This is a genomic window from Legionella saoudiensis (assembly GCF_001465875.1).
Lineage (GTDB): Bacteria > Pseudomonadota > Gammaproteobacteria > Legionellales > Legionellaceae > Legionella > Legionella saoudiensis.
In genome coordinates this window covers 1,353,294-1,377,424 of the sequence record NZ_LN901324.1, presented here as the reverse complement: position 1 = coordinate 1,377,424, position 24,131 = coordinate 1,353,294, and the positions used below count along the sequence as shown (strand labels likewise).

Genomic DNA, 24,131 nt, shown 5'->3' with positions numbered 1-24,131 from the left:
TATTTTAGATAAGGCTACAGGGAATATCCACTGCCAGTACGCGAAAAAGCCATCCTTCTACGTTCGGGATGACGTTTTAGTCGCAGCGAGGGGCAGCCCGCCCCTGTAGCACAAGATAAATCATCCTAAAGTTTTTTAGCAACCAATTGATTTTTTAAACGAACATAATCAGGCAACCCATTCACATATTCAGGATAGGCTTCACCTTGAATCAAGGGGGATAAATAACGTCGACATGCTTCGGTAATTCCCATTCCATCCTCAGAAATATACTCTGCAGGCATAGCTTTTTCCTGATTGGCTACGTTAGCTAGGGGCACATGATTAATGGACCATTGATAGGGCTCATCTTGTTCACGTACAATAATGGGCATGATCGCATTATGCCCTTTAACTGCATATTCTACCGCTGCTTTACCCAACGCGTACGCTTGTTCCACATCCACTTTGGAAGCAATATGACGCGCTGCCCGTTGGAGATAATCTGCTACGGCCCAATGGTATTTATAGCCTAGTTCAGCTTTAACTAATTGAGCAATAACAGGGGCAACACCACCAAGCTGTGCATGACCAAATGCATCGCGAAGACCAGCATCACTCAAGAATTTACCTTCACTATTACGAATTCCTTCGGAAACGACCACAACGCAATAACCATGAGTTTTCACACAGTCATCAACCTTTTTAAGGAACTTAGCTGGCTCAAAAGTAATTTCAGGTAATAAAATAACATGCGGTGGTTCGCCGGCGTTTTCACTGGCTAAGCCACTGGCTGCAGCAATCCAGCCGGCATGACGTCCCATTACTTCAAGAATAAATACTTTAGTTGAAGATGCAGCCATTGAGGCTACATCAAATCCTGCTTCTTTAGTTGAAATAGCAACGTATTTAGCAACAGAACCAAAACCAGGGCATGCATCAGTAAAAGGTAAATCGTTATCTACAGTTTTGGGAATGCCAATACACGTAATTGGATAACCCATTTTCTCACCTAACTGAGAGACTTTGTGTGCCGTATCTTGGGAATCTCCACCGCCATTATAGAAAAAATAGCCGATGTTATGCGCTTTAAAAACTTCGATTAGCCGTGCGTATTCTTCCCCATCATTTTTTAATTTATAACGGCAGGAACCAAAGGCACCAGAGGGTGTTTGCATTAATTTGGCAATGTCTGCATCACTTTCTAAAGAAGTATCGATTAATTCTTCGTTTAAGGCACCAATAATCCCATTTTTAGCAGCGTATACTTTGCCGATCTGCTCAGGATATAACTTAGCGGTTTGAATTACAGCACAAGCTGAGGCATTAATTACCGCGGTTACACCGCCTGATTGTGCATAAATCGCATTTTTTATTGTCATTTTTTCTCCTGCGTTATGATTCTTTAATTGCCGCATCGTTTAGGGTTAAAAAGTACGTCATCTTGACGCTTGCCTGTTGTACTAAAATCAGCTCATTTTGGCTGGGTTATGAAAAATGTCAACATGCTCTAAGTATTTTTTTCCGGTAGATTTTCATACTCACTAATTACTGCATCAATACTTTGAATTAACTCAGCAAAGGGAATCGCCAGCTCTTCAATACTGGCTGAACGAGCGGCCATTTTTTCTACCTGGATTACTTTAGCTTGTAAGGTGGGTACGCCGGAAAAGCAACACGCACCGTGAAGCTTATGCGCTGCAGCCCCCAGTTGTTTGATATCTTTTTTATGCATTAATTCCAGAAATTCTTCACGATTTTTATGTAATTCCTCAACAAACTGGCTTAAAAATTCTTCAGCAAGTTCTTGGTTTCCAGAAACTTTTTGCACACAGAGTTGCCAATCAATTGCCGCATGTTTGGCTCTATCCACAATACGTAGAATATGCATCAGTAATTGTTTTTCATCAATGGGCTTTTGCAAACAGAGGTTTATACCGGATTTCTTCAATTCCGCATTATTAACATCACTGCTATTAGCACTAATTAAAACGACAGGTGTATGCCGATTGAGCTGTGATTTTTGGCGTATGATCCGCGCAGCATCCAAACCATTGAGTTTAGGCATTTGTAAGTCAAGTAAAATAATATCGTATTTTTTTTCATTACACGAAGAAACAGCCATTTCTCCATCATCTACTGCATCGATATTAGCATGGGTTCCTAATAATGAATCCAGTAGCATTTTATTTACAGGATTATCCTCGGCAATGAGCAGGTCTGGGTGCAGAAAGCGTAGTTGCTCTCGTAAACCATCCAGCTCATGGTTTCCTTGTTTTTTAAGCGGATTCTCATTAATAAGTAATTCAATAATATCTTGTAGTTTTTGGATGCTAATAGGTTTAAATAGAAAGCCGTGCGCGCCTAATGCCGCATAATCATGGATATGCCACTTGGAAATAAGTACATAAGGGAAATAATTATGAGCCGCAATAATTTTTTCCATTTGCCGTTCACAGCCTTGGTTTACGTTTAGGAAGGCCATTTTGCAATCCATATTATCATCTAAGGCTTGGGGCAGTTGGCTAAACGAATTAACGGGAATACATTCTATGCCCCAATAACCCAGGCCATTACATAAGGCTTCCAAGTGCAATGGATTATCATCAAAGCACAGCACTTTAAAATGAGCAAAACGGTGTGTTTGATTTTTTTCTATTTCATACGCGGCTAATTTTTCCACTTTTATATGGGCAGTAAAGGCTGAGCCCTTATTGAGCTCACTGGTCATGCTCAAACGACCACCCATTTCTTCACATAGTTTTTTACAAATTACTAAGCCTAAACCAGAGCCTCCATAACGGCGAGTAATGCTCGTGTCAGCCTGATTAAATGCGGTAAATAGCTTGCTTTGATCTTCTGGTGAAATTCCTAATCCCGTATCACTAATCGTAATGCATAGGGTGTAATCTTTGTCCGTCTCTTGCTCGACGTGCGTGCGTATAAGCACATAGCCATGATCGGTAAATTTAACGGCATTGGTTATTAAGTTACTGATGAATTGTTTAATACGGAAGGCATCACCCAAAACGGTTTTGGGTACATTGATGTCAGTAATTGGGATTAAATCAATTCCTTTTTTATGAGCGGTGGGGGCTGCTAAAGTAAGTACTTCATCGATGCAATGCCGAATATTTAAAGGAATACAATCCAGATGGAGTTTTCCGGCATCAATTTTGGAGAAATCGAGGATGTCATTAATAATCCCTAATAGATCCTGAGCTGAAGATTTAATGGTTTTGACGTAATCCATTTGCAATGGGTCAAGTTTACTTTCCAGTAGCACATTGGTAAAACCAATGACGCCATTCATTGGTGTACGTATTTCATGACTCATGTTGGCAATAAACTCAGATTTTTGCCGGCTTTTCTCTTCTGTTTTTTTCTTTTCTAATGACAGCTCAATATTTTTCTCTTCTAAAAGCTCTAAACTTTGTTGTAAGTCTTCAGTTGCGACTTCAATATGCTGATTAAGGTCCTTTATGGTATCAAGGTATTTTTTTTGTAAGTGAGCACATCCTTTTTCAATAATACCTAATTCGCCTTTACTGGTGGTTTTTATTTCAGTTTCAAATTCATTACGTAGAATTTGTTTCATGCTCCGACGCAAACGGGAAATGGGTAAGTAAATACGTTTAGAGAGGAAGTAATGGCTGGTTAATCCCATCAGCAAACCAAATAGGGTAATGAAAATAGTAACAATCAGCATTTGATAACGTTTAATGAGCATGGAACGTGTATCAATATCAATTGAGAGCCAGCCAAGAATATCATCTGCTTGGAAGGTTGAGGCATTCGTTAATTTTCGGCTGAAGTTAGTATTGGAATAAAGGTTAAATTTAGGAATGGTGACTGGGGCAATGAAGTTAATAGTGAAAGGGTTTATTTGTTTGCTTTCAATATAATCCCCAGTAAAATCAGGTGGTGTGAAAGGCTTATGTATCGAATGCTTGCCGCCCCGGTAGGCAAGTAATTGCCCCTCGCTATTGTAAAAAGCGAGCGCTTTAACCTCGGGATTTATCGTAGAGGCATTAATTAAGCCTTGTAAGGTGCGATCATCTCTGCGAAGCATTGCATATTGAGCTGCTGGTACTAATTGGCGGATATATGCTTCCCCCAGCCGTGACATATGCTGTTTTAAATCATTCCCAAAAAGACCATTGTAAAAGACTGCGAAGAGCAATGCGACGAGAAATGCTGGGATAAGGGTTGTAATTCTTAGTTGATATTTAATACCAATACTTTTCAAGGATGGCTCCTGGGGTAGATAATCTGACCTTTGTTTTCTGTGTAGCACAACTTATTTGCGGCATTCAAGTCTCTATGTAAGGCGCTTCACCCAGACTACAAAGTCAGTTATTATATACTCAAAATGCTATTTTTAAAGTATTTGGTTAATGCCATGCCATCCCGAATGAAGGGCAGGATCTTCTGAATAAAAGCATAGAGCTTATAATGTGCATAATGTCTTGTTCAGTAGCTCCTTCAACCTAAACTCTTCAGGATGACGTGTTTTCTATGCTCCTAGGGCTATTTATGAATATTTTATCCCACAACATCAGAAGAGATTATGACTGTTAGAACTCGATTTGCTCCAAGTCCAACCGGATTTTTACATGTGGGCGGTGTGCGCACTGCCTTATTTTCATGGCTTTATGCAAAGCGCCATAAAGGCCAATTTATCTTAAGAATTGAAGATACGGATAGAGAACGTTCTACTCAGGAATCCGTGCAAGCTATTTTAGATGGTATGACCTGGTTAGGCTTAGATTGGGATGAAGGGCCTTTTTATCAAACGGACCGCTATGAGCGATATAATCAAGTAGCACAACAGTTTTTAGATGAAGGTAAGGCGTATCGTTGCGAATGCAGCAAAGAGCGGCTGGAGTCTTTGCGTGAAGCTCAATTAGCTGCTAAAGAAAAGCCTCGATATGACGGTCATTGTCGTAATAAAAATTTACCGCAGACCGATAAACCTTTTGTAATACGCTTTAAAAATCCAGAAGAGGGTACAGTTTCGTTTACCGATGAGGTTTATGGCGAAATTCATGTAGACAATAAAGAATTAGACGACTTAATTCTAGTGCGCTCCGATGGGCATCCTACATACAATTTTGCTGTAGTGATTGATGATTTAGATATGAACATCACCCATGTGATTCGAGGTGATGACCATGTTAATAACACACCAAGACAAATTAATTTATTTCGTGCATTAAATGCTCCTGTACCGGTGTTTGCCCATTTACCTATGATTTTAGGTGATGATGGTAAGCGGCTATCGAAACGTCATGGTGCAGTAAGCGTTTTGCAATTTAAAGAATTAGGTGTTTTACCGCATGCTTTACTAAACTATTTAGTACGTCTTGGATGGTCTCATGGTGACCAGGAAATTTTTAGTTTGGATGAAATGATTTCCTGTTTCGATTTAAAAAATGTGAGTAGAGGCGTTTCTAGTTTTAACTACGATAAGTTGTATTGGTTAAATCAACATTATCAAAAAAGTGATTCTCCCCAAGATGTGGCTAAAGCGCTAAGCTGGCATTTCGAACAAGCTGGCGTGGATTTAACGAAGGGGCCCGATTTAAAAGAATTGGTTGCAATTCAAGCGGAACGCTGCAAGAGTTTAGTCGAAATGGCTGAAATTAGTATGTATTTCTTCACGGATTCAATTGAATACGATGAAGATGCAGTAAAAAAGCATTTGCGCCCAGTTGTTTTAGAGCCTTTATTGGCACTGTATGAGCGGTTTAAAGCAGTAAATGATTGGCAAAAAGATGCATTACAAGAATGCATTAATGATACCTGTGCTCAGTTTGATATTAATATGGGGAAAATAGCTCAACCTTTACGGGTTGCAGTTACTGGTTCAAGCATGTCACCTTCTATTGATATGACTTTAGTTTTATTAGGCAAGGATAGAGCGCTAAGTCGTCTAGAAGGAGCTTTAGAACAATTAAAGGTTCGCGCCTCATCCAATTAATGGGTGATGTTCATATTGCTCTCACTTTGCTGTAGCCACTGTACTGAATTCATCTCCAGACAGTGGCTAGTTTCCTCTAAGTTGAAGTCATTACGTGAGCGCACGCATAACTCAAGGAATGAATAAATGTTGAAGATTAACTCATATATATTAGGAATAAGCTTAACCACGTTATGCCTTTCGCCTGTATCCTATGCTCAGTCAAGCGTAACACCTAATGTGGCGGCTTCTTTGCAAAAGGTGGTTGATGATTATTACAATAAATACAGTAAAAAAGAAAAATTTACTGCGATTCAAGCCTCAGTTTTGATTCCAAAACCACAAGAAGCTAATCAATATGAAGTTAAGACAGCATTTAAAGGCACTTTTGGAATGCCTCCAATTTCCAAAACCATCAATGCAGACAGCTTATTTGATATTGGCAGTATTACGAAGTCCTTCACTGCGTTAATGTTGCTGCAATTACAGGCAGAAGGCAAATTATCATTAGAGGATCATTTGGGTAAATGGCTACCTCAATATCCTAATTGGCGTGAAGTGACTTTGCGGCAATTATTGAATATGACCAGTGGCATTCCTAATTATTCAGAAGATGATGTCTTTAGTAAAAAAATGGAAGCTAATTTGTCCAGGATATGGACTGACGAAGAGTTATTAAGCTATGCTCATCCCGAAAAACCACTACCTAAGCATAGAAAAAGTCTTTATGAGTACTGCAATTCGAATTATATCCTTGCAGGAATGGTCATTGAAAAAGCGACTGGAGATACTTTTGCGAATCAATTAAAGTTGCGCATTGTTAATGCAAAAAATGGATTAAACCATACTTATTATCCTGCTGGCCCTGATGGGGAGTCAATCCAAAAGGCGATTTCTTCACAGAAGGTACATGGCTATTATTTTGATGAAAAGACGCAAAAGCTACAGGGTACTTTTGATAATAACCTTTCGTGGGCAGGAGCTGCGGGAGCCATTGTAGCCAATACCGAGGATGTAGTGCAGTGGGTGCAATTGTTGTATCACGGAAAGTTAATTGATGCCGCTCATCGAGAGCGTGCGCTTGCTGAATTAAAATCTGTAGTTTCAATGAAAACTGGACTTCCTATTCCTACAGTGACTGCCGAGGAGCCTGCTGGATTTGGATTAGGTGTTGGTTATTATTACGATAAAGAGCTTCAGCAAAAATTTTGGGTTTATAAAGGCAGTACTTTAGGATTTAGAACAATGTATTTCTGGCAGCCTTGTAATAATGTAACTACTGTAGTTGCATTAAACGGTAAAGGAGGCGAAGGTAATCCTGATTCTAAGTTAGGTGATGAAATCCTCAGCGCTAACCTTAACTTGTATAAATTGATTATAAAGTCCCATCCAGAATTAAAATGTATGTCTTAATGAGGTAACACATAACCCGTAGAAGCATATGGAATACGGGTTATGTTGAGGTATCGCTTCACATGATTTAATAATTTCTTAATTTAACTGTGGTAAAACCCTAATCCTATCTTTTGGTTGTGGAAAATTATGACTGAGCCCTCAATTATAATTAATATAAATAAAAAAACAGATCGTTTTTTCATGGCCATTGCTAAAATTGAAATCCATTCATTTATTTTTTTTGGCGTTTATCATCAGTTTACCGTAGAGAATTTACTAAGCCGGGTAGGAAAGGTCTTTGACATTAATGGAAAGGATGATTCTTGCATCGAAAACTGTGGACGAATACTTCATATTTGTTCTGGGGGCTTTCGAGCTCGATTAATGGATGAAGGAATTTTTAGAAGAGGTCAATCGAAAGCCATTATCAACTATCAAGCTTATGATATTCGCTATGAACAATATTTAGAGTATTTAGCAATTTTAAGTAACTTAAGTACGGAAGAAAATTATTTTTCCTGTTATCTACCCTATGAAGAAACTGAGGAGCAGATTAGCCTCAAATACAGCATTGCCCCCTCTTTGATTAGCTTGAATGCGAAGGCAGAGCAAATAAAAGCAAGTGTTGATAATTTAGATCTTTATAATACATGTCGTCATAGTGCCATTAAATTAGTAGAAACAATACAGAATGAACCAGTTTCTAATTCTGTTTCTAAATACTTTTTTTATGATTTACCTTATAAAACTGAGTTAGAATATGGCCAGCCAAACAGCTCCATACCTTTTTATGTGCTTCCTGTGCCACCCTCAGCATATGTTGGATTGGGTGAGCAGAAAGAAAGAATTCTTAAAAAACTTTATCATCGTATGGAGCGTTTACCGCAAATTGCGCCTAACGCTCAAGCGACAATGGATAAGTTTAGTCGCCTTAAAGAGTTATATACTCTTATTACTGGAGTAGGGAATGATTTGACTGGAACTCAATCCATAAGTCTCGATCAGTTACTTTTAAATATACAAAATTGGAAACTCGATAATCGTGATGTATTAGAGCCATTGAGAGAAAAGTATATTTGGGATTTCTTTTTTAAGCGGACATCGGCTACTATGTCATTGGTTAATGAAATTGAATCTGAGTTAAAAAATTTCCTGGTTTCTCCATGTGCTTGATGGGAAACATAACGTAATCAAAGGAGTGGTGATGAAATTCTATTATAGTAAATCAGCGTGTTCTTTGGCGGTTCGAATTATTTTAAATGAATTAGATTTTAATTATCAGGATGTGGACGTTGATTTAAAAGCTAAAAAAACCAAAAATGATGAAAATTATTGGTCGATTAATCCTAAAGGAGCTGTTCCGGCCATCATGCTTGATAATGGCCAGGTAATCACTGAAAACCAGGTCATCCTACAATATTTGGCAGATACGGCCAAAGAGCAACATGTTTTAGCACCTTTAGGGGACTTGAAGCGCTACCATACTTTAGAATGGCTAAATTATGTGGCAACTGAACTGCATAAGTCTATTGGTATGTTTTTTAATCCAGCATTGACTGATGAAATGAAAGAAAACATCTATATGCCAATGATTAAGGCTAAGTTGAAATTTGTAAATGAGCATTTAGGAAAAAATACCTATTTAATGGGCGATCATTTCACGCTTCCAGATGCTTACTTATTTGTGATTTTAAGATGGGCTTATTATTTTAAAATGGATTTATCAGCTGTACCCCACATAGAAAAATTTATGCAACATTTAAAAGAGCGCCCCTCCGTTGCGAAAGCCTTACAACAAGAGCAATTGTAATATTGCCGCAGCCTGGTTGCTTTGCAATCAGGTTTAGTTGCCCTTTATTTTTATAAAAAATTTACAGTTTAAACCCTTTACTAAAGTATGTGTTTTGCGCAATAATACCTTTTTTCGACCAATCTGGGGATTTAATACATGCTGAGTGAAAATACATTTACAGCAGAGCTGGATTTGAAGTTTTTTGAACAGGCAGGTTTTGAGTCAACAGCAGGGCTTTCTTTATTAGAGCAAGCACCTATTATTGCCCGTAATGTATTACGTGTGCTAATGATGGGATGGACTGAATCTTGGAAAGAGCTATTAACCCCCACAGTTTTCCATGCAGTATTTATTGAGCGTAATCCTGCATTTTTAAAGGAAATGCGCCGAGCCTTTCAAGAAGGCTTTTTAGAGTTATTTAACCAGTTAGAAGGTAATGAGTTTAATGAAAGCCAATCTGAGCAAATACAGCTTTATTTAAGCAATTGTCTGGCTTTACTGCCTTATAGTGATTTAACCCCCTATGAGTCGATTAGGATTCCTCAATACATTGGTGGTGTATGGGAACTGGTAGAATATACGGTAAAACCGATTGAGTTAACTACCGGAGAAGAACGTGATTCGGATCGAGTTTTTGCTTATGGCCTTGAGCCTTTGCTCCATTCGCAAGCAGAATCTCATTTAATCTTCATGGGCACCACTTATCCTGCGGGGCAAGGTTTTTTAACCCAGGTTAATTCTGATGCACGAGGTTTTGAGTCTGTTGGAACTTCTTTATATAAGACCGGTCGAGCGCGTCTTCAGGAGTGGCTGACACTGCAAACAAATGCAATTCATGTTTGTGGGACAAGTCTTGGTGGTTCCTTAAGTTTGTTGCTTGCTATTGATCAAGGCGATTACAAGTTATCACGTGTCGATGCCTTAAATCCTGCAGGATTACATGAGGCGCAACCTACAAGTAAAATGGATCATTGGGATAAATTGCCTTCTAAACCTCGAGTCGTAGTACAAAAACAAGGAAATGATCCGGTTTCCTATTTTGGTTTTTGGAAAGATGACTGGGAAATAATAAAGGTAATTCCTCCGAAAAACAAACAAGGTCCAAACTCAGTTACTGATCATGCATTAAATTATGCAGGCATCAAGGGCACTCAATTTACCTATATTAGTGCTAATGAAGATAATGCCAAACGCATATCCCGTAATTTTTGGATTTTTTCTGTTGCTCGTAGCGTATTTTATTATAGTGTTATGGTTCCTTATACCTACGTAATTCGCCCCACAGGTTATTTTTTAGCTGGAAATTGGCCTCTTTTATTCTTAGCACCAATCGTTAGTTTGGCTTCTTATGCTACAGTTTCTGGAGGTTTGCTGGCCGTGGCTCTTGGGGCAGCAGCAACAGGGTTGGCTTTGCTGGGCTCTGCTATTTTTGAGCGCGCTTTCAAAACCACTCCGAAGCCACATTATGCAAAAATACATGATCCTTCTCTTCCTAGAAATGAAGAGTTAGATATTTATAATCAAAACAATGTACTTGAAGTACCGCTTACTTATGGCGATGTAAATGCATATTATAAAATGATGCGTATGGCTAAAGGTAAAGAGTTTTTACCTGATCATGATCGCGCTTCAAAATACGTTAGTACTATGACTAAACGAGAATTACTTGAGGCAAGTGAAGATCCTCTTAAAGCAGAGGACGAAGTGACTTTGCGCCTACCCAAAGCCAAAATAGCCCAAATGCGCCATGCCTTTACTCTATTTAATAAAATAGGAACTGAGCATAAAGAAAAATTGTCGGAGGCCTTGCTTGCCAACCACCAAGAGTACGCAAGGGGGAAAAACCCAAGTTTTGAGGTTAGGGTAATGTAAGAATTAAAAATCATAACCTGATTGCTGGCCACCAGGTTATGATTGTTTCTCATTCTTCAATGCCGTACAACTTTGCTGTACGGCTTCTCCCACAAAATCAATAAAATGACGTACAGCGGGTACTAAGCCGCGTTTGGAAGGGTAAATAAGATAGAAGCTGGCTGTCGACAACGACCATTCTGTTAGAATTCGAATCAACTTTCCATCCTGAATCTCTGGGCTGCAGTATTCTAGCGGCAATAAAGCAATACCAAGGCTTTCTAAAACGGCATGTTTTAAGATCGTCCATTCATTGCTTTCCAAGCGCGGAGTTAAGGGAATACTAACTTTTTGCCCATTTGTATGAGTTAATTGTAACTGGTTGACTCCATCCATTTTCGTTTTACCTAGCCAGGAAAACTGAGTTAATTCCGTGGGAAAATTCAACGGCGGATATCCCTGCAAATACTTAGGGGTTGCGACTAAACAATGGGTGCTCTCTCCTAATTTTCTCACGATTAAATTAGAATCCTCCAATTCATTAACTTGAAATCTTAAGGCCATATCAAAGCCTTCTTCGATTAAATCTACTTTGCGATCACTGGCATAAAGGTTAATACGCACCTCTGGATAATGACGCATAAACTCAATAATAATCCTATTAAAGTGGGACTGAGCTACTAAGGTTGGGCAGGTTACATGAATACGTCCCTTAGGCTTAGATTGTGCCTGGATTGCTGCTTCTTGCGCAAAACTGGCCTGATTAACCATCGCTTTACTGTATTCGTAAACCAATTGACCAATGTCAGTTAAGCTTAACTTACGCGTCGAACGATTTAGTAGACGAACGCCTAGATAATTCTCTAATTCTGAAATACGTCGACTTAATTTGGATTTCGTCATTTTCAGGCCAAGACTTGCTTGAGTAAAACTGCCTTCATCAACCACACAGCAGAAGAAATATAAATCATTAAGATCAGGTAAAAGAGTCAATGAGCGCATAGAACTACGTTAAAAATATCAATTGTTGTAATTATAGAACAATGTTTCCTGAAATGGCTATCTTATCATTTATTGTTTTAATTATATGCTTAATAGAGAAGCCAAATATGAATTAGGAGATAAAAATGAACTTGCTTGCGCTTGATAGCAGTATATTGGAAAATCATTCCACTTCCCGACAACTTATGCGCCAATTTCTTGATCATTGGCAGCAAGTGCATCCTCAAGCAGAAATAGTTTATCGTGATTTAAATACACAACCGATTAATCATTTATCCAGTGAGCTATTAAATGCCAAACAAAAGGTACCAGCAGACTTGTCACCCTCCTTAAAAGAAGATTTGGAGCTTTCGGAGCAGTTGGTAAATGAGTTTATTAATGCCGATGAACTTGTCATTGCCGCCCCTATGTATAATTTTACTCTTCCTTCCCAACTGAAAGCATGGATTGACCGTATTTTAGTTGCTGGACGTACGTTTAAATACACAGCACAAGGCGTTATCGGGCTTGCCGGTAATAAAAAAGTTACCATTATCTCAACGCGTGGCAATCATTATTCCAGCGATGAAGTAATGAGAGCCAAGGATTTCCAGGAAGATTATTTAAAGGTGATTTTTGATTTTGTTGGGATTAAGGATGTAACTATTATTCGGGCCGAAGGACTGAATATTAATGAATCCATTAGAGTTAAATCGGTAAGTTTGGCTGAGCAAGAGATTAATAGTCGTTTTCAAGTTATGCCAAGGGCCTAATAAGAGGCACGTTATCCTGAGGAGCTTACGACGAAGGAGCTCCTAAATAAGGCACGTATTACTTTGTGCCTTATCAGGAGCTCCTTCGCAGTGAATGATTATGTGCCTCTATGACCGAGCCATTAGAGTTTACGGTCTAATCTACAATTCCTTTTATCATGACGCCTTATTGGGTTTCCATTCATAAACTTTTTGCTCATCAATTACATCAGTTGTTTCAATAAATCCATTACGGTTTTTCAAGGGCTCTATCGCCGTGGCGGCAATATTAATACAATTAGGTTTGGCATATTTTTGCATATGCCCGGCAATGTCAATAACACGGTCGCTGATTTGCTCAAGCGGAGTATCTTCATCTACATAAACAAAACCGGCATTAATACCACAACGAATCTGAAAGTCGCGTTTTATTTTCTTTTCATTTAAATTAAATTTTTTTATACGCTCAAGTAGACACAATGCTGCGCTGACAGCTCCATCTACAGTACGAAAACAACTCATAATCCCGTCAGGAGTTTTGGTGTATTTTACCACGCCATTTTCTTTCAGACATAAATCAACAAATTCGTTATATCGGTCAAAGTCATAAGCGGCAAGATGCTTGTCTTCATCTCGCTTCATACCAGTGGAATCGACCACATCAATTGCCAGGAATGCTAATTGTTGGCCCATATTGTCGAGCTTGCTTTTAAGCTCAGCAAATTCTTTCAGCAGCTGCTTTCTATCTCTTGGCTTAGTGGTGCTTAATTCTTCAAATTTACTATCAATTTCTGACATTTTTTCTTTGGATACAACACGGCTGATTTGATTGCGCCATTCATAATAGGCTTTCTTTTCTTTCATATTATTAACCATGCTCAAGCATTTATCTCTGAATGAGTTACAAAAATTGGCTAGCAGTAGTAAAAAAATTCCTAATATTAAAAGGCTAAAATCAATGCCATGAAATTTATAAGGAATGATTAGCTTAATTTGCGAGAGAACAGGTTGGCTTATCTGATGGACCCAACCAGTTATTTTCATTAAGGTAGTATATTGTCCAGGATTATCGATGTAGTGCGAACCAAAGCTAATGGCTAACAGTAGAACGAAAAATAGAAGGGCTAATCTTACTACTTTCACTATATATGCTAAGGAAGTTAATAACATCTTTATCATTTTTTGACCTATAGTAGATAGTTTTTACATCGAGATGTGTGCATCTCTTGGTTAATAATAGGCAAAATTTGAGAGATATGCGAACAATCTGGATTTTTTGATAACGAATAAGAGCAGAACGAAGCCCGTATTAGCGGCAGCGTAATACGGGAGTGAGTACTAATTAGGCTTAGATAGCAGTTTACGCTGCGCTAATTTCAGGGCTACGACGTTAAAAACGATAAGCCAAACGCGCAGTAATTGAGTAAAGGAAGGGATAATAAGCATCTGCTGGGCTTAATTGAGATTCTCCAAAGCCTGCAGTGTAGTTCGCTACCACTTCACCCATTATTCGGTCTGTAAAATTATAATTCACGCCAACACCAAAAGTAGGGGATGCGCGCCAATCATCAATAATCAAATCCTCACGATATAAGGCTGCGACTCCAGCACTCGAAAATACCCTAAACTCAGTATGTGGGATCTGCAGCATAATTTTACCTAAAACGCTGATGCTGTCTGTTTTCGTGGTTAAACTTGATTTTCCATCGTGCTCATAGCTGAATAAGCTATAAGAGGTAAAATAGACAGTCGTATTAGGATAGCGCATGTAATTTGCTTCAATTGCAAAATAGGGGGTAAATTCATACCCAAGTATCGCACCCCAAGTGGCCCCACCTTCTTGAACATCTACAGGTGTAGACATCAGCAATGCAGTTTTTTGCTTTTTATTGGTAGGAATTAGTGCGTGCCAAGTAGTAGAGCCATAACCGGCAATAGCACCCACGTAATAGGGGTGTTTTACTTGGTTATTTATATTAGCGTGACACACAGCAAATGAAAAAAACAAAAGCGAAAACAGAGGTAATATTGATTTTTTATTAATCACAATGAAATACTCTTTTTACTAAATTCCGATCTAAATCAAGTGAAAAGTTGGGTCATTGACCCAACTCGTTTCAGTGCATTTATTGACAGGCTTTACCAGTAGAACTACAAATTCTTCCGCGAGAATCAGAACCGCCTAAACGGTAGCAATTCCAGTTATCCATACAATCTTGTACCGAAGTATATTTTTGATATTCACATGCCTTTTGTAATGATCCAAATACACTGATTAACCGTGCATAAAGCATTCTCATGTCTTGACACATACCCGCAGGCAACCCTGAAGCGATGCAATAACAGGTTGCTGCAGTTTTAAATGAAGGGCAAAAACCAGGATTATCTGTAGGGACTGCATTGTTGCAGGCAAAAACAGATAAACTAAAAAAACACATCAGCACAGCAAAAATTTTTCGTATCATTTTTGAGACCTTAGTTTAGGGGAAAAAAAGAACTGCAGTAATGTATCAGAAAAATTGAAAAGCTGCAAAAGAGATAGGTTTAAAAAGTAAAATTAGGTCATTCAATCTACGTTAATGTATAGCCTTGATTATCCTGCGTTATATCAAGGCTATAAGTTTCTTATTAGGTGGTAACGGTTTGATAGGGTTGCCCTACATTTTGTTCTATTACCAGTGATGCCATAATTTTCACTGCTTCTTGTGTAATTTTCTTACGGAATTCCGGAGTTAAATTTGCTGAAACCACTAGATAATGAAGATATTGCTCATGATCATAAAAAAAGCATGCTTCAAAAACATAATCAATTACTAAGAGATCTTCTTGATAATTTTTGATGGGTTGAGTTTTTAATCCAAAAAGCTCGGGTTTTTCCTCCAACTGATCAATGTTAGAAATAAAATCATTTCTAACATTAACATTCATAATGAAATGAGTATTGCGTTTAAAGAACATTAATCGAGCAATCGAGTGTTGTAAAATTTTATGATAAGCCGGTGAAATTTTTAATAGTTTTGCAGCGACAGGCATTAATAGTTTGATTAAGGCCGCTCTAATTTTTTTACCCTTAAATCTCAACGTATGCGTCCCTGCAAGCTTGATAAGGTTGGAGCAATGTTGATGGTTACTGGTCTCAATCGTTGCTGCGCATATTTCTTTAGCCAAGGTAGTTACCGTTGCATGCTCATCCAAGTCGATTTTAATAGGCTCAATTCGTAGGAATGAGCCTAAAGAATGGTCATAGATGGGATTATCGCGAGTTGATTTAATAATGTTCATAACGGTATACGGTGCCTCAGTCGGCGCGCTGTGACAGCAATTACGTAGGGCAAGCGCGAGTATGGCACAAAGCCCATTATTCAAACTGATATGATTTTGCCTGCAAAATAGCTTCAATTTACTCAAGACATGGATGGGTATTTTTTCATAAGTTGAATAACCATAGTTTGTTGCACTCATATCCTCCACAACATATTGTTTGGGGAATGAAAAGAATCCAGCGTCCTGTAAATAATGTTCCCAGAATGTAATGTTTTCATCTAATGATGCAGTAACCACATGTTGGTCCATATAAACATATTTTTTAAAATTAAAATCGGTTTCAATGGTCTCTATAGATGGGGGATTATTATGGTAGAGCAGATAATATTTAGATAAATCAGCAAAGAGAATAGCAATTGATGCATCATCGGAAGTGATATGAGGCATACTAATTTGTAATTCACTAAAGCCATTTTTTAAGTGAAATAATTTGATGATAATTGATGGATAGTCTTGTGGCCAATGGTGAGAGCTACTTAATTGTTCCATGGAGGTGAGAAGTTTTGCTTCGGCATCCTGTTTTGATAAGGAGCTTAGATCTTCCACAAGAAGAGGTAAGGCAACATTTTTTTGTATTTGCTGTTTAGGGCTAAGTTTTAATACTCGATAGGTTAGCACCTCATGTTGCTTTAAAATGGCCTGAAATGCATATTCTAAGGCCTCTTTATCTAATGATCCCTGAAACTGCTTTCTCGCCACAATATTTAACTTTTTGGCTCTGGGTTCAAAGGTGTCTGCCATCCATAATACAAACTGGAATTCGGTTAAAGGAATTTGCGCAGCCTCAGGGTATGGTTCCGAATGATGGCCATGAGGCTCTGCTTGCTTCGCATTTTTAATCACAGGTATTAACTTCGCGATAGAGGCTGCTTTATAAAAGTCCTTTAAAGTAATATTTTTATGTAATTGATGATTAATCTTGGAAACTAAGCGGGCCGCGGATAAGGAGTGGCCGCCTAGTTCAAAAAAATTATCATTTAATCCAATTAGCTTAACCCCTAATTCTGCAGACCACATTTTCACTAATTGCTTTTCGAGGATTGTTTCGGGCTCCACATAATGTTGACTCGCCTCTATTTGAGGTATAGGTAAGGCTGCTTTATCAAGTTTGCCATTCGCAGTCAGCGGTAAGGAGTCCACTCGCATGAATGCTGCCGGAATCATGTATTCAGGCACATGATTTTGTAGGAATTGCCGTATTTGGTTCGTGCTGGGTGACAAATGGGGTTCATTATCTTTGAGAATATAATATGCAATCAGGCGCAACTCGTGCTGTTCATTTTTTTGCGCAACTACGGCCACATTTTTTATCATTGAATGGGTTTTTAAGCAGGCTTCAATTTCTCCGGGCTCAATGCGAAAGCCACGAATTTTAACTTGATCATCTTGGCGGCCAAAATATTCGAGTACCCCATCAGAACGTCGTCGACATAAATCCCCTGTTTTATAGTATCGTCTACTTTCCTGATTAGAGAGAGTAATAAATTTTTGTTGGGTTAATTTAGATTGGTTGAGATACCCTCGTGCCAGACACAGCCCACTAATCCACAATTCTCCTATTTCTCCATCAGAAACAGGTACCTCATGTTCATTGACAATAATGCAACTGATTTCAGGCCCGGTTGTGCCAATAGGAACATTGGTTCCAAAGTCAGAAAAATTATGTGCATCTACCCGATAGACGGAAATTGCAACAGTTGCCTCGGTAGGCCCGTATTCGTTAAATAATACATGGTTTGGGTAGAGGGAAAGCCAGGATTTACATTCTGCAGCGGTTAAATTTTCCCCTCCTAGGATAATTGACTTTAGATGGCTTAACGCAATAAAGTTATTTTGGGTTTCATGTTGTAGCGTTTTAAAATAACTAGGGGTTGTTTTGATAATATCGATCTGCGCCTGTACTAGGTATTTAAGATAATGACCGATATTTTTTTTGACATCGTCCTGACAAATTACCACGGTTAGTCCCAGCAATAATGGCGCTAATGAAGTAGATACTGCCATATCAAAAATTGCGCTTGAAGAGAAATCAATTCGCTGCTGGGGTTGGCATCCAGTATACTCTGCAAGCCATTGGCAATAATTAATTACTGAACGGTGCTCAATTAATACGCCTTTGGGAAGTCCCGTCGAGCCTGAGGTATAAATAATATAAGCTAATTGCTCAGGAGAAAGAGGGGCGTGCATATTTTCTGTAGCAAATTGACTGATGTGTTTATCTTCTTTATCAAGCAGAATTAAATCGCCTTCATATTGAGTAAACTTATCATTAAATGTCGATTTACTGATTAAAACCGGGGCTTTAGAGTCGTGCAGCAAAAACAATAAACGGTCTTCTGGCTGATGCGCATCTAAAGGAAGATAAGCTCCACCCGCCTTTAAAATAGCAATAATGGCGATAAGAAAATCAAAAGAGCGAGGCAGGCACAGTGCAACAGGTGTATCCGCCGTTACTCCTTTTTCTTGTAAATAGCGAGCAAGCTGATTTGCTCTATTATTTAATTCATTATACGTTAACGTCCTTTTTCCTTGTAGGGCGGCAACGTATTCTGGAAATTTGCGCGCCTGTTCCTCAAATAAACTTGGTATTGTATTTTGGATAACCATGTTTTGCACCCACATTGTTATTGTTATAGTCTCGGTAATAAACGATTAAGCCACTGTGGCAAATACCAATTCCATGATTTAAAAAGAGCCATTGTTGCTGGAACTAAAAAGCTGCGTATTAAAAATGCATCCATAAAAATAGCAACGGCAATACCTAACCCAAAGGCTTTAACCATCAATACGTCAGCGATCAAAAACGAACCGCAAATCACGATGACAATAAGGGCTGCACTGGTAATAATGCGACTGCTTTTTTCAATCCCAAAAATAATACTTTTGTTATTATCGCCCGTTAATTGATGAGCCTCTTTAATTCGTGAGAGCAGGAATACTTCATAGTCCATGGAGAACCCAAATAAAGCACAAAAGATAATGACTAATAAACTAACGTCCAGCATGCCTTGAGGTTCAAAATTAAGCAGAGTTGAGAGGTAGCCTTTTTGGAATACAAAAACTAAGGCACCATAAGAGGCAGATAGACTTAGTAAATTCATTAAAATGGCTTTTAATGGTAAGAATAATGATCTTAATAGAACTAAAAGTATCAAATAGGAAAATATCATTATCCATAAGATGGCATGAGGTAAAATGCGATAAATGCTATGCAATACATCAATATTGCTTACGGCTGTCCCTGTTAATTGCATCGTTAAACCGGGAATTGGTTGCAAATTATGTAGCTCTTCAATAAGTTTTTTAGTTTCAGGCGAGTTAAGTGGGTATTTGCTTACTATATTGAGCACAGTGATATGCTTCAATGTGGTATTTGCTAATAGTTGCTTTACATGAGCGTCTGATAAACTACGCTTGTCATGATAAAGGGTATAATATTGATTCTTAGTTAAATCAGAATCACTGCTGATAATACCCGTAACTTTTTTAATTCGCGAATTATCTTTCAGCTTATCCACCAAATTATAAATCTTAGATAAGTTACTACGTGATAAAATTGAGCTATTGGACGTTATCACTAATTGAATAGGATTTAATTCTTCAATATTAAATTTTTCTGCATAAGTATCATAAAAGCTACGTTTTGCTGAATTTTCCGGGAAAATTCGATAGTCGGAAATACCAAATTTAACGGATAAGAATGGGTACCCTAGCACGAGTAATAAAGTAAGAATCGAAAAGAAGAAAAGATAAGGCCGCTTTACAACTCGCTCAGCAAGCCATCTCCAATAGCTGAGGTCCTCATTCTTTCTATGGAAAAAGCGAATTGGTAATAGATTAATTTTTGTTTTCAAAACTGCAAGGATTGCGGGTAATAATATGGTCGATATAAGAACGGCATAAAATACAGCCATAAGACCGCCAACTGCAACAGAAATCAAAATATTTACAGGAAATAAGAACAGGGCACTTAAGCTAACGAATACGGCTAAACCGCTAAAGAAAATGGCTTTTCCCGCACTGGATTGTGTTACTGCCAGAGCTTCGCCGCTGCTTAAACCGCCTTTTAATTCATCGCGAAAGCGGCTAATAAAGAATAGAGAGTAATCCAGGCATAAGCAAAGCCCTAACAATAAGGCAATGTTGATGGTAAATACGGAAAGCGTATAATAATGACCAAGAAAATAAAGGCTGGTTAAAATAATCAGAGCACAGCCTCCGCCTAAAACTAAAGGAAGAAGCGCGGCAATTACCGAACCAAACACAAAAAGTAAGGTAATGAGTGCTATGGGCGTTGCCACAAAGTCAGCTTTATAAAGGTCGATTTGCGTTTGATGCGTTACTTGCTCTACAAATTCGGGCTCGCCACCAATTTGCATGGTCATATTGGCAGGCTTTTTGATTGCAGCTTTAAATTCTTTTAACTGCTCATCATTAATTGCTTTCTTGCTTTTAAGAATTACTACTGCATAAGCTGTATGTTTGTCTTTGGAAACTTGTTGTTTTTTATAGGGCAGTAAAATTTCATGCTTAATCGGGTAATCATCGAGGCCAGATAATGATTTCTTAATTTTGGATATAAATTCATCATCAGTCGCCAGGAGCCTGGAACTATGATACATGATGATAAATTTATTATTATTATCATAGCCGAATTCTTTATTCAGGAAATTTTGGGTACGCGTACTTTCCGAGAATAAGTCGACAAAACCAGTTGTTTTAAAGGGGTCCATAATTTTAGGCAGAAAGGGAATGCATCCTAAAATAAGCACTATCCATAGGATAATAACAGGCCAACGAAATTTATTAATAAATTTTCCTACTTGGTAAAAAACCATATATTCTTCTCATTATTTAGCAGAAATTAAAGTAAATTGCAGTAAAACAACAGTGCAATGTGCTTAATTTATTGCGAAGTTACACAATAAAACTTCACAAAAAAACGATGACTCTTTAATCATATTAGTATAAATTAAGCATTATTGTTTTGTTTTAGCCATTGAAAAGGTATTTGTGCATCACTACGAGGATTTGATAACCATTTTTCACGCTTGTTTTGGCGCGGATTATAACACCAGATTGGTAAAAGGTGGTAATGAGCCTATTTATTTGCCTGCAGACGACCAGCGTAGTTATCATGCTATTTTCTTTGCCCATGGTTTTTTTAGTAGCGCATTGCATGAATGCGCACATTGGCTAATTGCGGGAGAAGAGCGTAGAAAGCAAGTTGATTTTGGCTATTGGTATGCCCCTGATGGGCGTACGGCAGAGCAGCAAGCCTTATTTCAGCAAGTCGAAGTAAAGCCTCAGGCGATAGAGTGGATACTTTCTAAAGCGGCGGGACACAAGTTTCGCGTAAGTATTGATAATTTAGATGGCGAGCAATCCGATTCAGAAGCATTTAAACAGGCCGTGTATGAGCAAGTAAAACATTATTGCACGTATGGGCTCTCTGAACGAGCCAAACGATTTCGCGATGCCATCAGTACTTTTTATGGCCAAAACCCCATTTTATGTGTGAATGACTTTTCACTAGCAGAGCTATAATATAGGTCGTATTTCTAAATTAATTCCTGTCATTACGAATATCGCGGGCCAACCCCAGGTTTGCGCTACCAATTTCTGGGCCGCTCTTTGTCGCTCGTTCCTGATACATGATGGTTAATGATGTAATACTACCCCAATCGTCCAATCTATGTTCTGCTCAGAAGGTACATAATTCACCGTTTGTGTAGGTGAAAACCCATAACCATGCACCATTAATGCATAATAAAAAGCCGGTAAGAGACAATAGGAGTCCAGATACTCATTATCAGGATAAGTAGTACTTAAAGTATCCCAAGCTTGATGGCAGGCGAAATCGTTTGCTTGCTGGAGGAAATCTTGAGTGGTTAATTGCCCTCCAGGGAATTGGAATGGCTTACTTTCAGCAAGGTTAGCAATACCGCCTATTGCATACCAAGAGCGCGTAGGTTGACTACTTAGAAGTGGTTGAATGATTTGGTTTGCCTTATGCACCCCGTTGATTAATGACTCAATTTCTTGAGCACATTCGTGCGCGTTTCCAGCGCCCAATTCACCGCTAGGAAGAGGGTAGCTCTCAGAAAAGCAAGAAGAGGAATCAAGTAACTGGTGGGCCATTTCATTTTGACCTAAACCAAGAAAACTATGTACGAATAAGGTAATGTGTTGCCCATAAAGATTTAACTCAATAAACTTCCCTTTTTGTTGGGTGGCTTCACTGGGCACAGGGAACGCGATTTGCGTGGATGCGCCGCCAATGTCCAATACGCCGACAGATTCTGTCGAGGACGATTGTAACGTTTTAAGATGATAGTTTACAGACAGCCAATCATAGAGCGCCTCATCATCTCCGGTAATTGTTTTGGCATCCATTAATTGCCAATTGGCATTCTGGTTAAACCAGTTTCTAATATTTTGATAATAAACTTTCTGTTTTGCTTGAGGGATTAGACGCATTCCGGCAGTAGCATAAAAATAAACAGGCATTTGCTGCGTAGGTGCCCCAGCAAAGAGAATAGTCATGTAGGAATCAATTGTGTTTTGATTTTTTTCAATTGTTGCAAGCCCGGGGCTTATTTTTTTGGACCAAACTTCTGTGATATTCGTTGGGGTGCTGGTTTTATCTTTATCATAAGTGAAAACATGTAGTCTGGAGCCCGTACTTCCTGCATCAACTACAGCGATACAATGATGGTCTTTACAAGGATTTTTTTCGGCATAAACATTCGTTGATATGAAGAAGCAGCAGGAGATAAAGATGAAAAAACGCAGCATAGTCTCAGCCTTTAAGATTTAGTGCGCAAATAATACACTATGTATTTTTTGTTTTCAATATGATATCCTAACAAAAAATGTTAAATTACTAAAAAAACAATTGAATAATGTAGCTTGCTTACCTGGCACTGAATTTTAGCAACCTTTTTGCCTGCTGCGAATTAGGGAAACTTAGAGGGTAGCCTCTGGTTACAAGCAATTAAACTCCTCTGTTTATACTGGATTACATCATGATGACAAAAGAACACCTTGGCGCAACTTACGCAGTTTTATCCGGCTTTTTATATGGATTTATTGGTTATTTCGGATTAAGCGCGATGAATGGAACCATGTCATCAAGTACGATGTTATTTTGGCGTTTTTTCATTTCCAGTATCGCTATTCTAATTGTGCTTTTTCCACAACTTAAAAAGAGCACCGATACAGCTAAAAACATGTTAAATGCTTTTTTAACTGGCGTTGTTTATTATGGCCTATCAACCTTACTTTACTTCCTGGCTTGCCAATACATAAGCTCTGGGGTATCAATGGTAATCTTTTTTACCTACCCTGTATTAATTATGCTTATTAATTTTTTAGTATATAAGCAAGCAATTCCGAAAGTTTATTATTTAGCTATTTTAATTATTTTGATTGGCATGAGCTTTTTAGTTGATCTGGGTACTTCCTCATTTAATTTGTCAGGCATACTGCTTGGGGTGGTGTCCGCATTTTTTTATGCATGCTACATTATTGCCAGCAAACGAAATCCTCTTTCTCCAAATATGTCCACATTGATGGTCTGCCTGGGATGCATGGTAACGGCTCTTATTGTTTCCCTTTTTAACCATACGCTTGCAGTTCCCACCTCAACCACTGTATGGTTACATTTGTTAGGGATTGCCATTATTGCCACCGTAGTTCCTATTTTACTAATGCTCTATAGCTTGCGCTATATTAGCTCTGAAAAAGCGTCTATCTTATCTGTTTTAGAACCGGTATTTGTTGTTATTTTTGGGGTAATACTTCTGGGTGAAGAGTTACGCCTTATGAGTGCCTTAGGAATTGTTTTTATTTTGGCAGGGGCTTTGATAACGTTGTTTAGCCATAAGCTAAGTTTTGACTTAGGGTGGTTAAATTGGCGCAGAGAGATTGTGGAAGAATAGGCTTTAGATTATTTCAGCGCAGCAGGCTGCGCTGATTTTGATAAAGTAAAGCATATTTGTGATAATGTGCGGTTTTATTAGTACCAATTTCCTGTATAACTATTAGTACCAGAACAATCACTAGGTGCGCATACTCCATTACATGGATTTCC

General features: G+C 38.4%; 17 protein-coding genes. 8 read left to right on the top strand and 9 right to left on the bottom strand.

From position 1 onward, the window contains the following. Positions 1 to 125: 125 nt before the first annotated feature. Together BN3124_RS14900 and letS are read right to left on the bottom strand one after the other, a co-directional pair. Complete coding sequence (locus BN3124_RS14900; RefSeq protein ID WP_058535551.1) at positions 126 to 1,361, bottom strand: 6-phosphofructokinase; 1,236 nt, start codon at positions 1,359 to 1,361, stop codon at positions 126 to 128. Positions 1,362 to 1,489: 128 nt separating this feature from the next. Then, positions 1,490 to 4,228: a two-component system sensor histidine kinase LetS gene (gene letS / locus BN3124_RS14895; protein ID WP_058535550.1), complete on the bottom strand. Its 2,739-nt coding sequence runs from the start codon at positions 4,226 to 4,228 to the stop codon at positions 1,490 to 1,492. 321 nt (positions 4,229 to 4,549) lie between these two features. Between letS and gltX the strand changes: the two genes are divergently transcribed. From gltX to BN3124_RS14870, 5 genes are all read left to right on the top strand, one after another. After that, positions 4,550 to 5,962 (top strand): glutamate--tRNA ligase, encoded by a 1,413-nt coding sequence (gene gltX / locus BN3124_RS14890; RefSeq protein ID WP_058535549.1) that lies wholly within the window; start codon positions 4,550 to 4,552, stop codon positions 5,960 to 5,962. Positions 5,963 to 6,091: 129 nt separating this feature from the next. Continuing rightward, positions 6,092 to 7,354: a serine hydrolase domain-containing protein gene (locus BN3124_RS14885; RefSeq protein WP_058535919.1), complete on the top strand. Its 1,263-nt coding sequence runs from the start codon at positions 6,092 to 6,094 to the stop codon at positions 7,352 to 7,354. Positions 7,355 to 7,483: 129 nt separating this feature from the next. Further along, the gene (locus BN3124_RS14880) at positions 7,484 to 8,509 is read left to right on the top strand and encodes a hypothetical protein (protein ID WP_058535548.1); all 1,026 of its coding nucleotides are present in this window, start codon (positions 7,484 to 7,486) and stop codon (positions 8,507 to 8,509) included. 31 nt (positions 8,510 to 8,540) lie between these two features. After that, a complete protein-coding gene (gstA, locus tag BN3124_RS14875; RefSeq protein WP_058535547.1) occupies positions 8,541 to 9,146 on the top strand; it encodes a glutathione transferase GstA in 606 nt (201 codons plus the stop codon). Between the two features lie 138 nt (positions 9,147 to 9,284). Then, on the top strand, positions 9,285 to 11,000 hold the full coding sequence (locus tag BN3124_RS14870) for a hypothetical protein (protein ID WP_058535546.1): 1,716 nt from the start codon (positions 9,285 to 9,287) through the stop codon (positions 10,998 to 11,000). Positions 11,001 to 11,036: 36 nt separating this feature from the next. On the opposite strand, the gene BN3124_RS14865 is transcribed toward BN3124_RS14870, so the two are convergent. Further along, positions 11,037 to 11,981 (bottom strand): LysR substrate-binding domain-containing protein, encoded by a 945-nt coding sequence (locus tag BN3124_RS14865; protein ID WP_058535545.1) that lies wholly within the window; start codon positions 11,979 to 11,981, stop codon positions 11,037 to 11,039. A gap of 125 nt (positions 11,982 to 12,106) precedes the next feature. On the opposite strand from BN3124_RS14865, the gene BN3124_RS14860 reads away from it, so the two are divergent. Beyond that, positions 12,107 to 12,733 (top strand): FMN-dependent NADH-azoreductase, encoded by a 627-nt coding sequence (locus tag BN3124_RS14860; protein WP_058535544.1) that lies wholly within the window; start codon positions 12,107 to 12,109, stop codon positions 12,731 to 12,733. A gap of 156 nt (positions 12,734 to 12,889) precedes the next feature. On the opposite strand, the gene BN3124_RS14855 is transcribed toward BN3124_RS14860, so the two are convergent. The 5 genes from BN3124_RS14855 to BN3124_RS14835 form a co-directional block, all read right to left on the bottom strand. Next, on the bottom strand, positions 12,890 to 13,576 hold the full coding sequence (locus BN3124_RS14855) for an adenylate/guanylate cyclase domain-containing protein (RefSeq protein ID WP_230849152.1): 687 nt from the start codon (positions 13,574 to 13,576) through the stop codon (positions 12,890 to 12,892). Between the two features lie 526 nt (positions 13,577 to 14,102). Next, entirely contained in the window at positions 14,103 to 14,759 is a 657-nt protein-coding gene (locus BN3124_RS14850) for an outer membrane beta-barrel protein (protein WP_058535542.1), read from the bottom strand. A 79-nt stretch (positions 14,760 to 14,838) separates the two neighbouring features. After that, complete coding sequence (locus tag BN3124_RS14845) at positions 14,839 to 15,177, bottom strand: hypothetical protein (protein ID WP_058535541.1); 339 nt, start codon at positions 15,175 to 15,177, stop codon at positions 14,839 to 14,841. Positions 15,178 to 15,340: 163 nt separating this feature from the next. After that, positions 15,341 to 18,643 carry a non-ribosomal peptide synthetase gene (locus BN3124_RS14840; RefSeq protein WP_058535540.1) on the bottom strand — a complete coding sequence of 1,101 codons (3,303 nt, stop codon included), beginning with the start codon at positions 18,641 to 18,643 and terminating at the stop codon, positions 15,341 to 15,343. A 23-nt stretch (positions 18,644 to 18,666) separates the two neighbouring features. Continuing rightward, positions 18,667 to 20,874: an MMPL family transporter gene (locus tag BN3124_RS14835; protein ID WP_058535539.1), complete on the bottom strand. Its 2,208-nt coding sequence runs from the start codon at positions 20,872 to 20,874 to the stop codon at positions 18,667 to 18,669. Positions 20,875 to 21,049: 175 nt separating this feature from the next. Between BN3124_RS14835 and BN3124_RS14830 the strand changes: the two genes are divergently transcribed. After that, positions 21,050 to 21,583, top strand: a complete 534-nt coding sequence (locus tag BN3124_RS14830; protein WP_058535538.1) for an elongation factor P hydroxylase — start codon at positions 21,050 to 21,052, stop codon at positions 21,581 to 21,583. A 114-nt stretch (positions 21,584 to 21,697) separates the two neighbouring features. Here BN3124_RS14830 and BN3124_RS14825 read toward each other — a convergent pair whose 3' ends face one another. Then, the gene (locus BN3124_RS14825) at positions 21,698 to 22,834 is read right to left on the bottom strand and encodes an acetate and sugar kinases/Hsc70/actin family protein (RefSeq protein ID WP_058535537.1); all 1,137 of its coding nucleotides are present in this window, start codon (positions 22,832 to 22,834) and stop codon (positions 21,698 to 21,700) included. A 230-nt stretch (positions 22,835 to 23,064) separates the two neighbouring features. Between BN3124_RS14825 and BN3124_RS14820 the strand changes: the two genes are divergently transcribed. Continuing rightward, the gene (locus tag BN3124_RS14820; RefSeq protein ID WP_149865280.1) at positions 23,065 to 23,979 is read left to right on the top strand and encodes a DMT family transporter; all 915 of its coding nucleotides are present in this window, start codon (positions 23,065 to 23,067) and stop codon (positions 23,977 to 23,979) included. Positions 23,980 to 24,131 lie beyond the last annotated feature (152 nt).

Excerpts from the sequence above, each read along its gene's own strand:
- BN3124_RS14900 (WP_058535551.1), bottom strand. The coding sequence starts at position 1,361 with ATGACAATAAAAAATGCGATTTATGCACAATCAGGCGGTGTAACCGCG.
- gltX (WP_058535549.1), top strand. The coding sequence starts at position 4,550 with ATGACTGTTAGAACTCGATTTGCTCCAAGTCCAACCGGATTTTTACAT.
- BN3124_RS14880 (WP_058535548.1), top strand. The coding sequence starts at position 7,484 with ATGACTGAGCCCTCAATTATAATTAATATAAATAAAAAAACAGATCGT.
- gstA (WP_058535547.1), top strand. The coding sequence starts at position 8,541 with ATGAAATTCTATTATAGTAAATCAGCGTGTTCTTTGGCGGTTCGAATT.
- BN3124_RS14870 (WP_058535546.1), top strand. The coding sequence starts at position 9,285 with ATGCTGAGTGAAAATACATTTACAGCAGAGCTGGATTTGAAGTTTTTT.
- BN3124_RS14865 (WP_058535545.1), bottom strand. The coding sequence starts at position 11,981 with ATGCGCTCATTGACTCTTTTACCTGATCTTAATGATTTATATTTCTTC.
- BN3124_RS14860 (WP_058535544.1), top strand. The coding sequence starts at position 12,107 with ATGAACTTGCTTGCGCTTGATAGCAGTATATTGGAAAATCATTCCACT.
- BN3124_RS14855 (WP_230849152.1), bottom strand. The coding sequence starts at position 13,576 with ATGAAAGAAAAGAAAGCCTATTATGAATGGCGCAATCAAATCAGCCGT.
- BN3124_RS14845 (WP_058535541.1), bottom strand. The coding sequence starts at position 15,177 with ATGATACGAAAAATTTTTGCTGTGCTGATGTGTTTTTTTAGTTTATCT.
- BN3124_RS14840 (WP_058535540.1), bottom strand. The coding sequence starts at position 18,643 with ATGGTTATCCAAAATACAATACCAAGTTTATTTGAGGAACAGGCGCGC.
- BN3124_RS14835 (WP_058535539.1), bottom strand. The coding sequence starts at position 20,874 with ATGGTTTTTTACCAAGTAGGAAAATTTATTAATAAATTTCGTTGGCCT.
- BN3124_RS14825 (WP_058535537.1), bottom strand. The coding sequence starts at position 22,834 with ATGCTGCGTTTTTTCATCTTTATCTCCTGCTGCTTCTTCATATCAACG.
- BN3124_RS14820 (WP_149865280.1), top strand. The coding sequence starts at position 23,065 with ATGATGACAAAAGAACACCTTGGCGCAACTTACGCAGTTTTATCCGGC.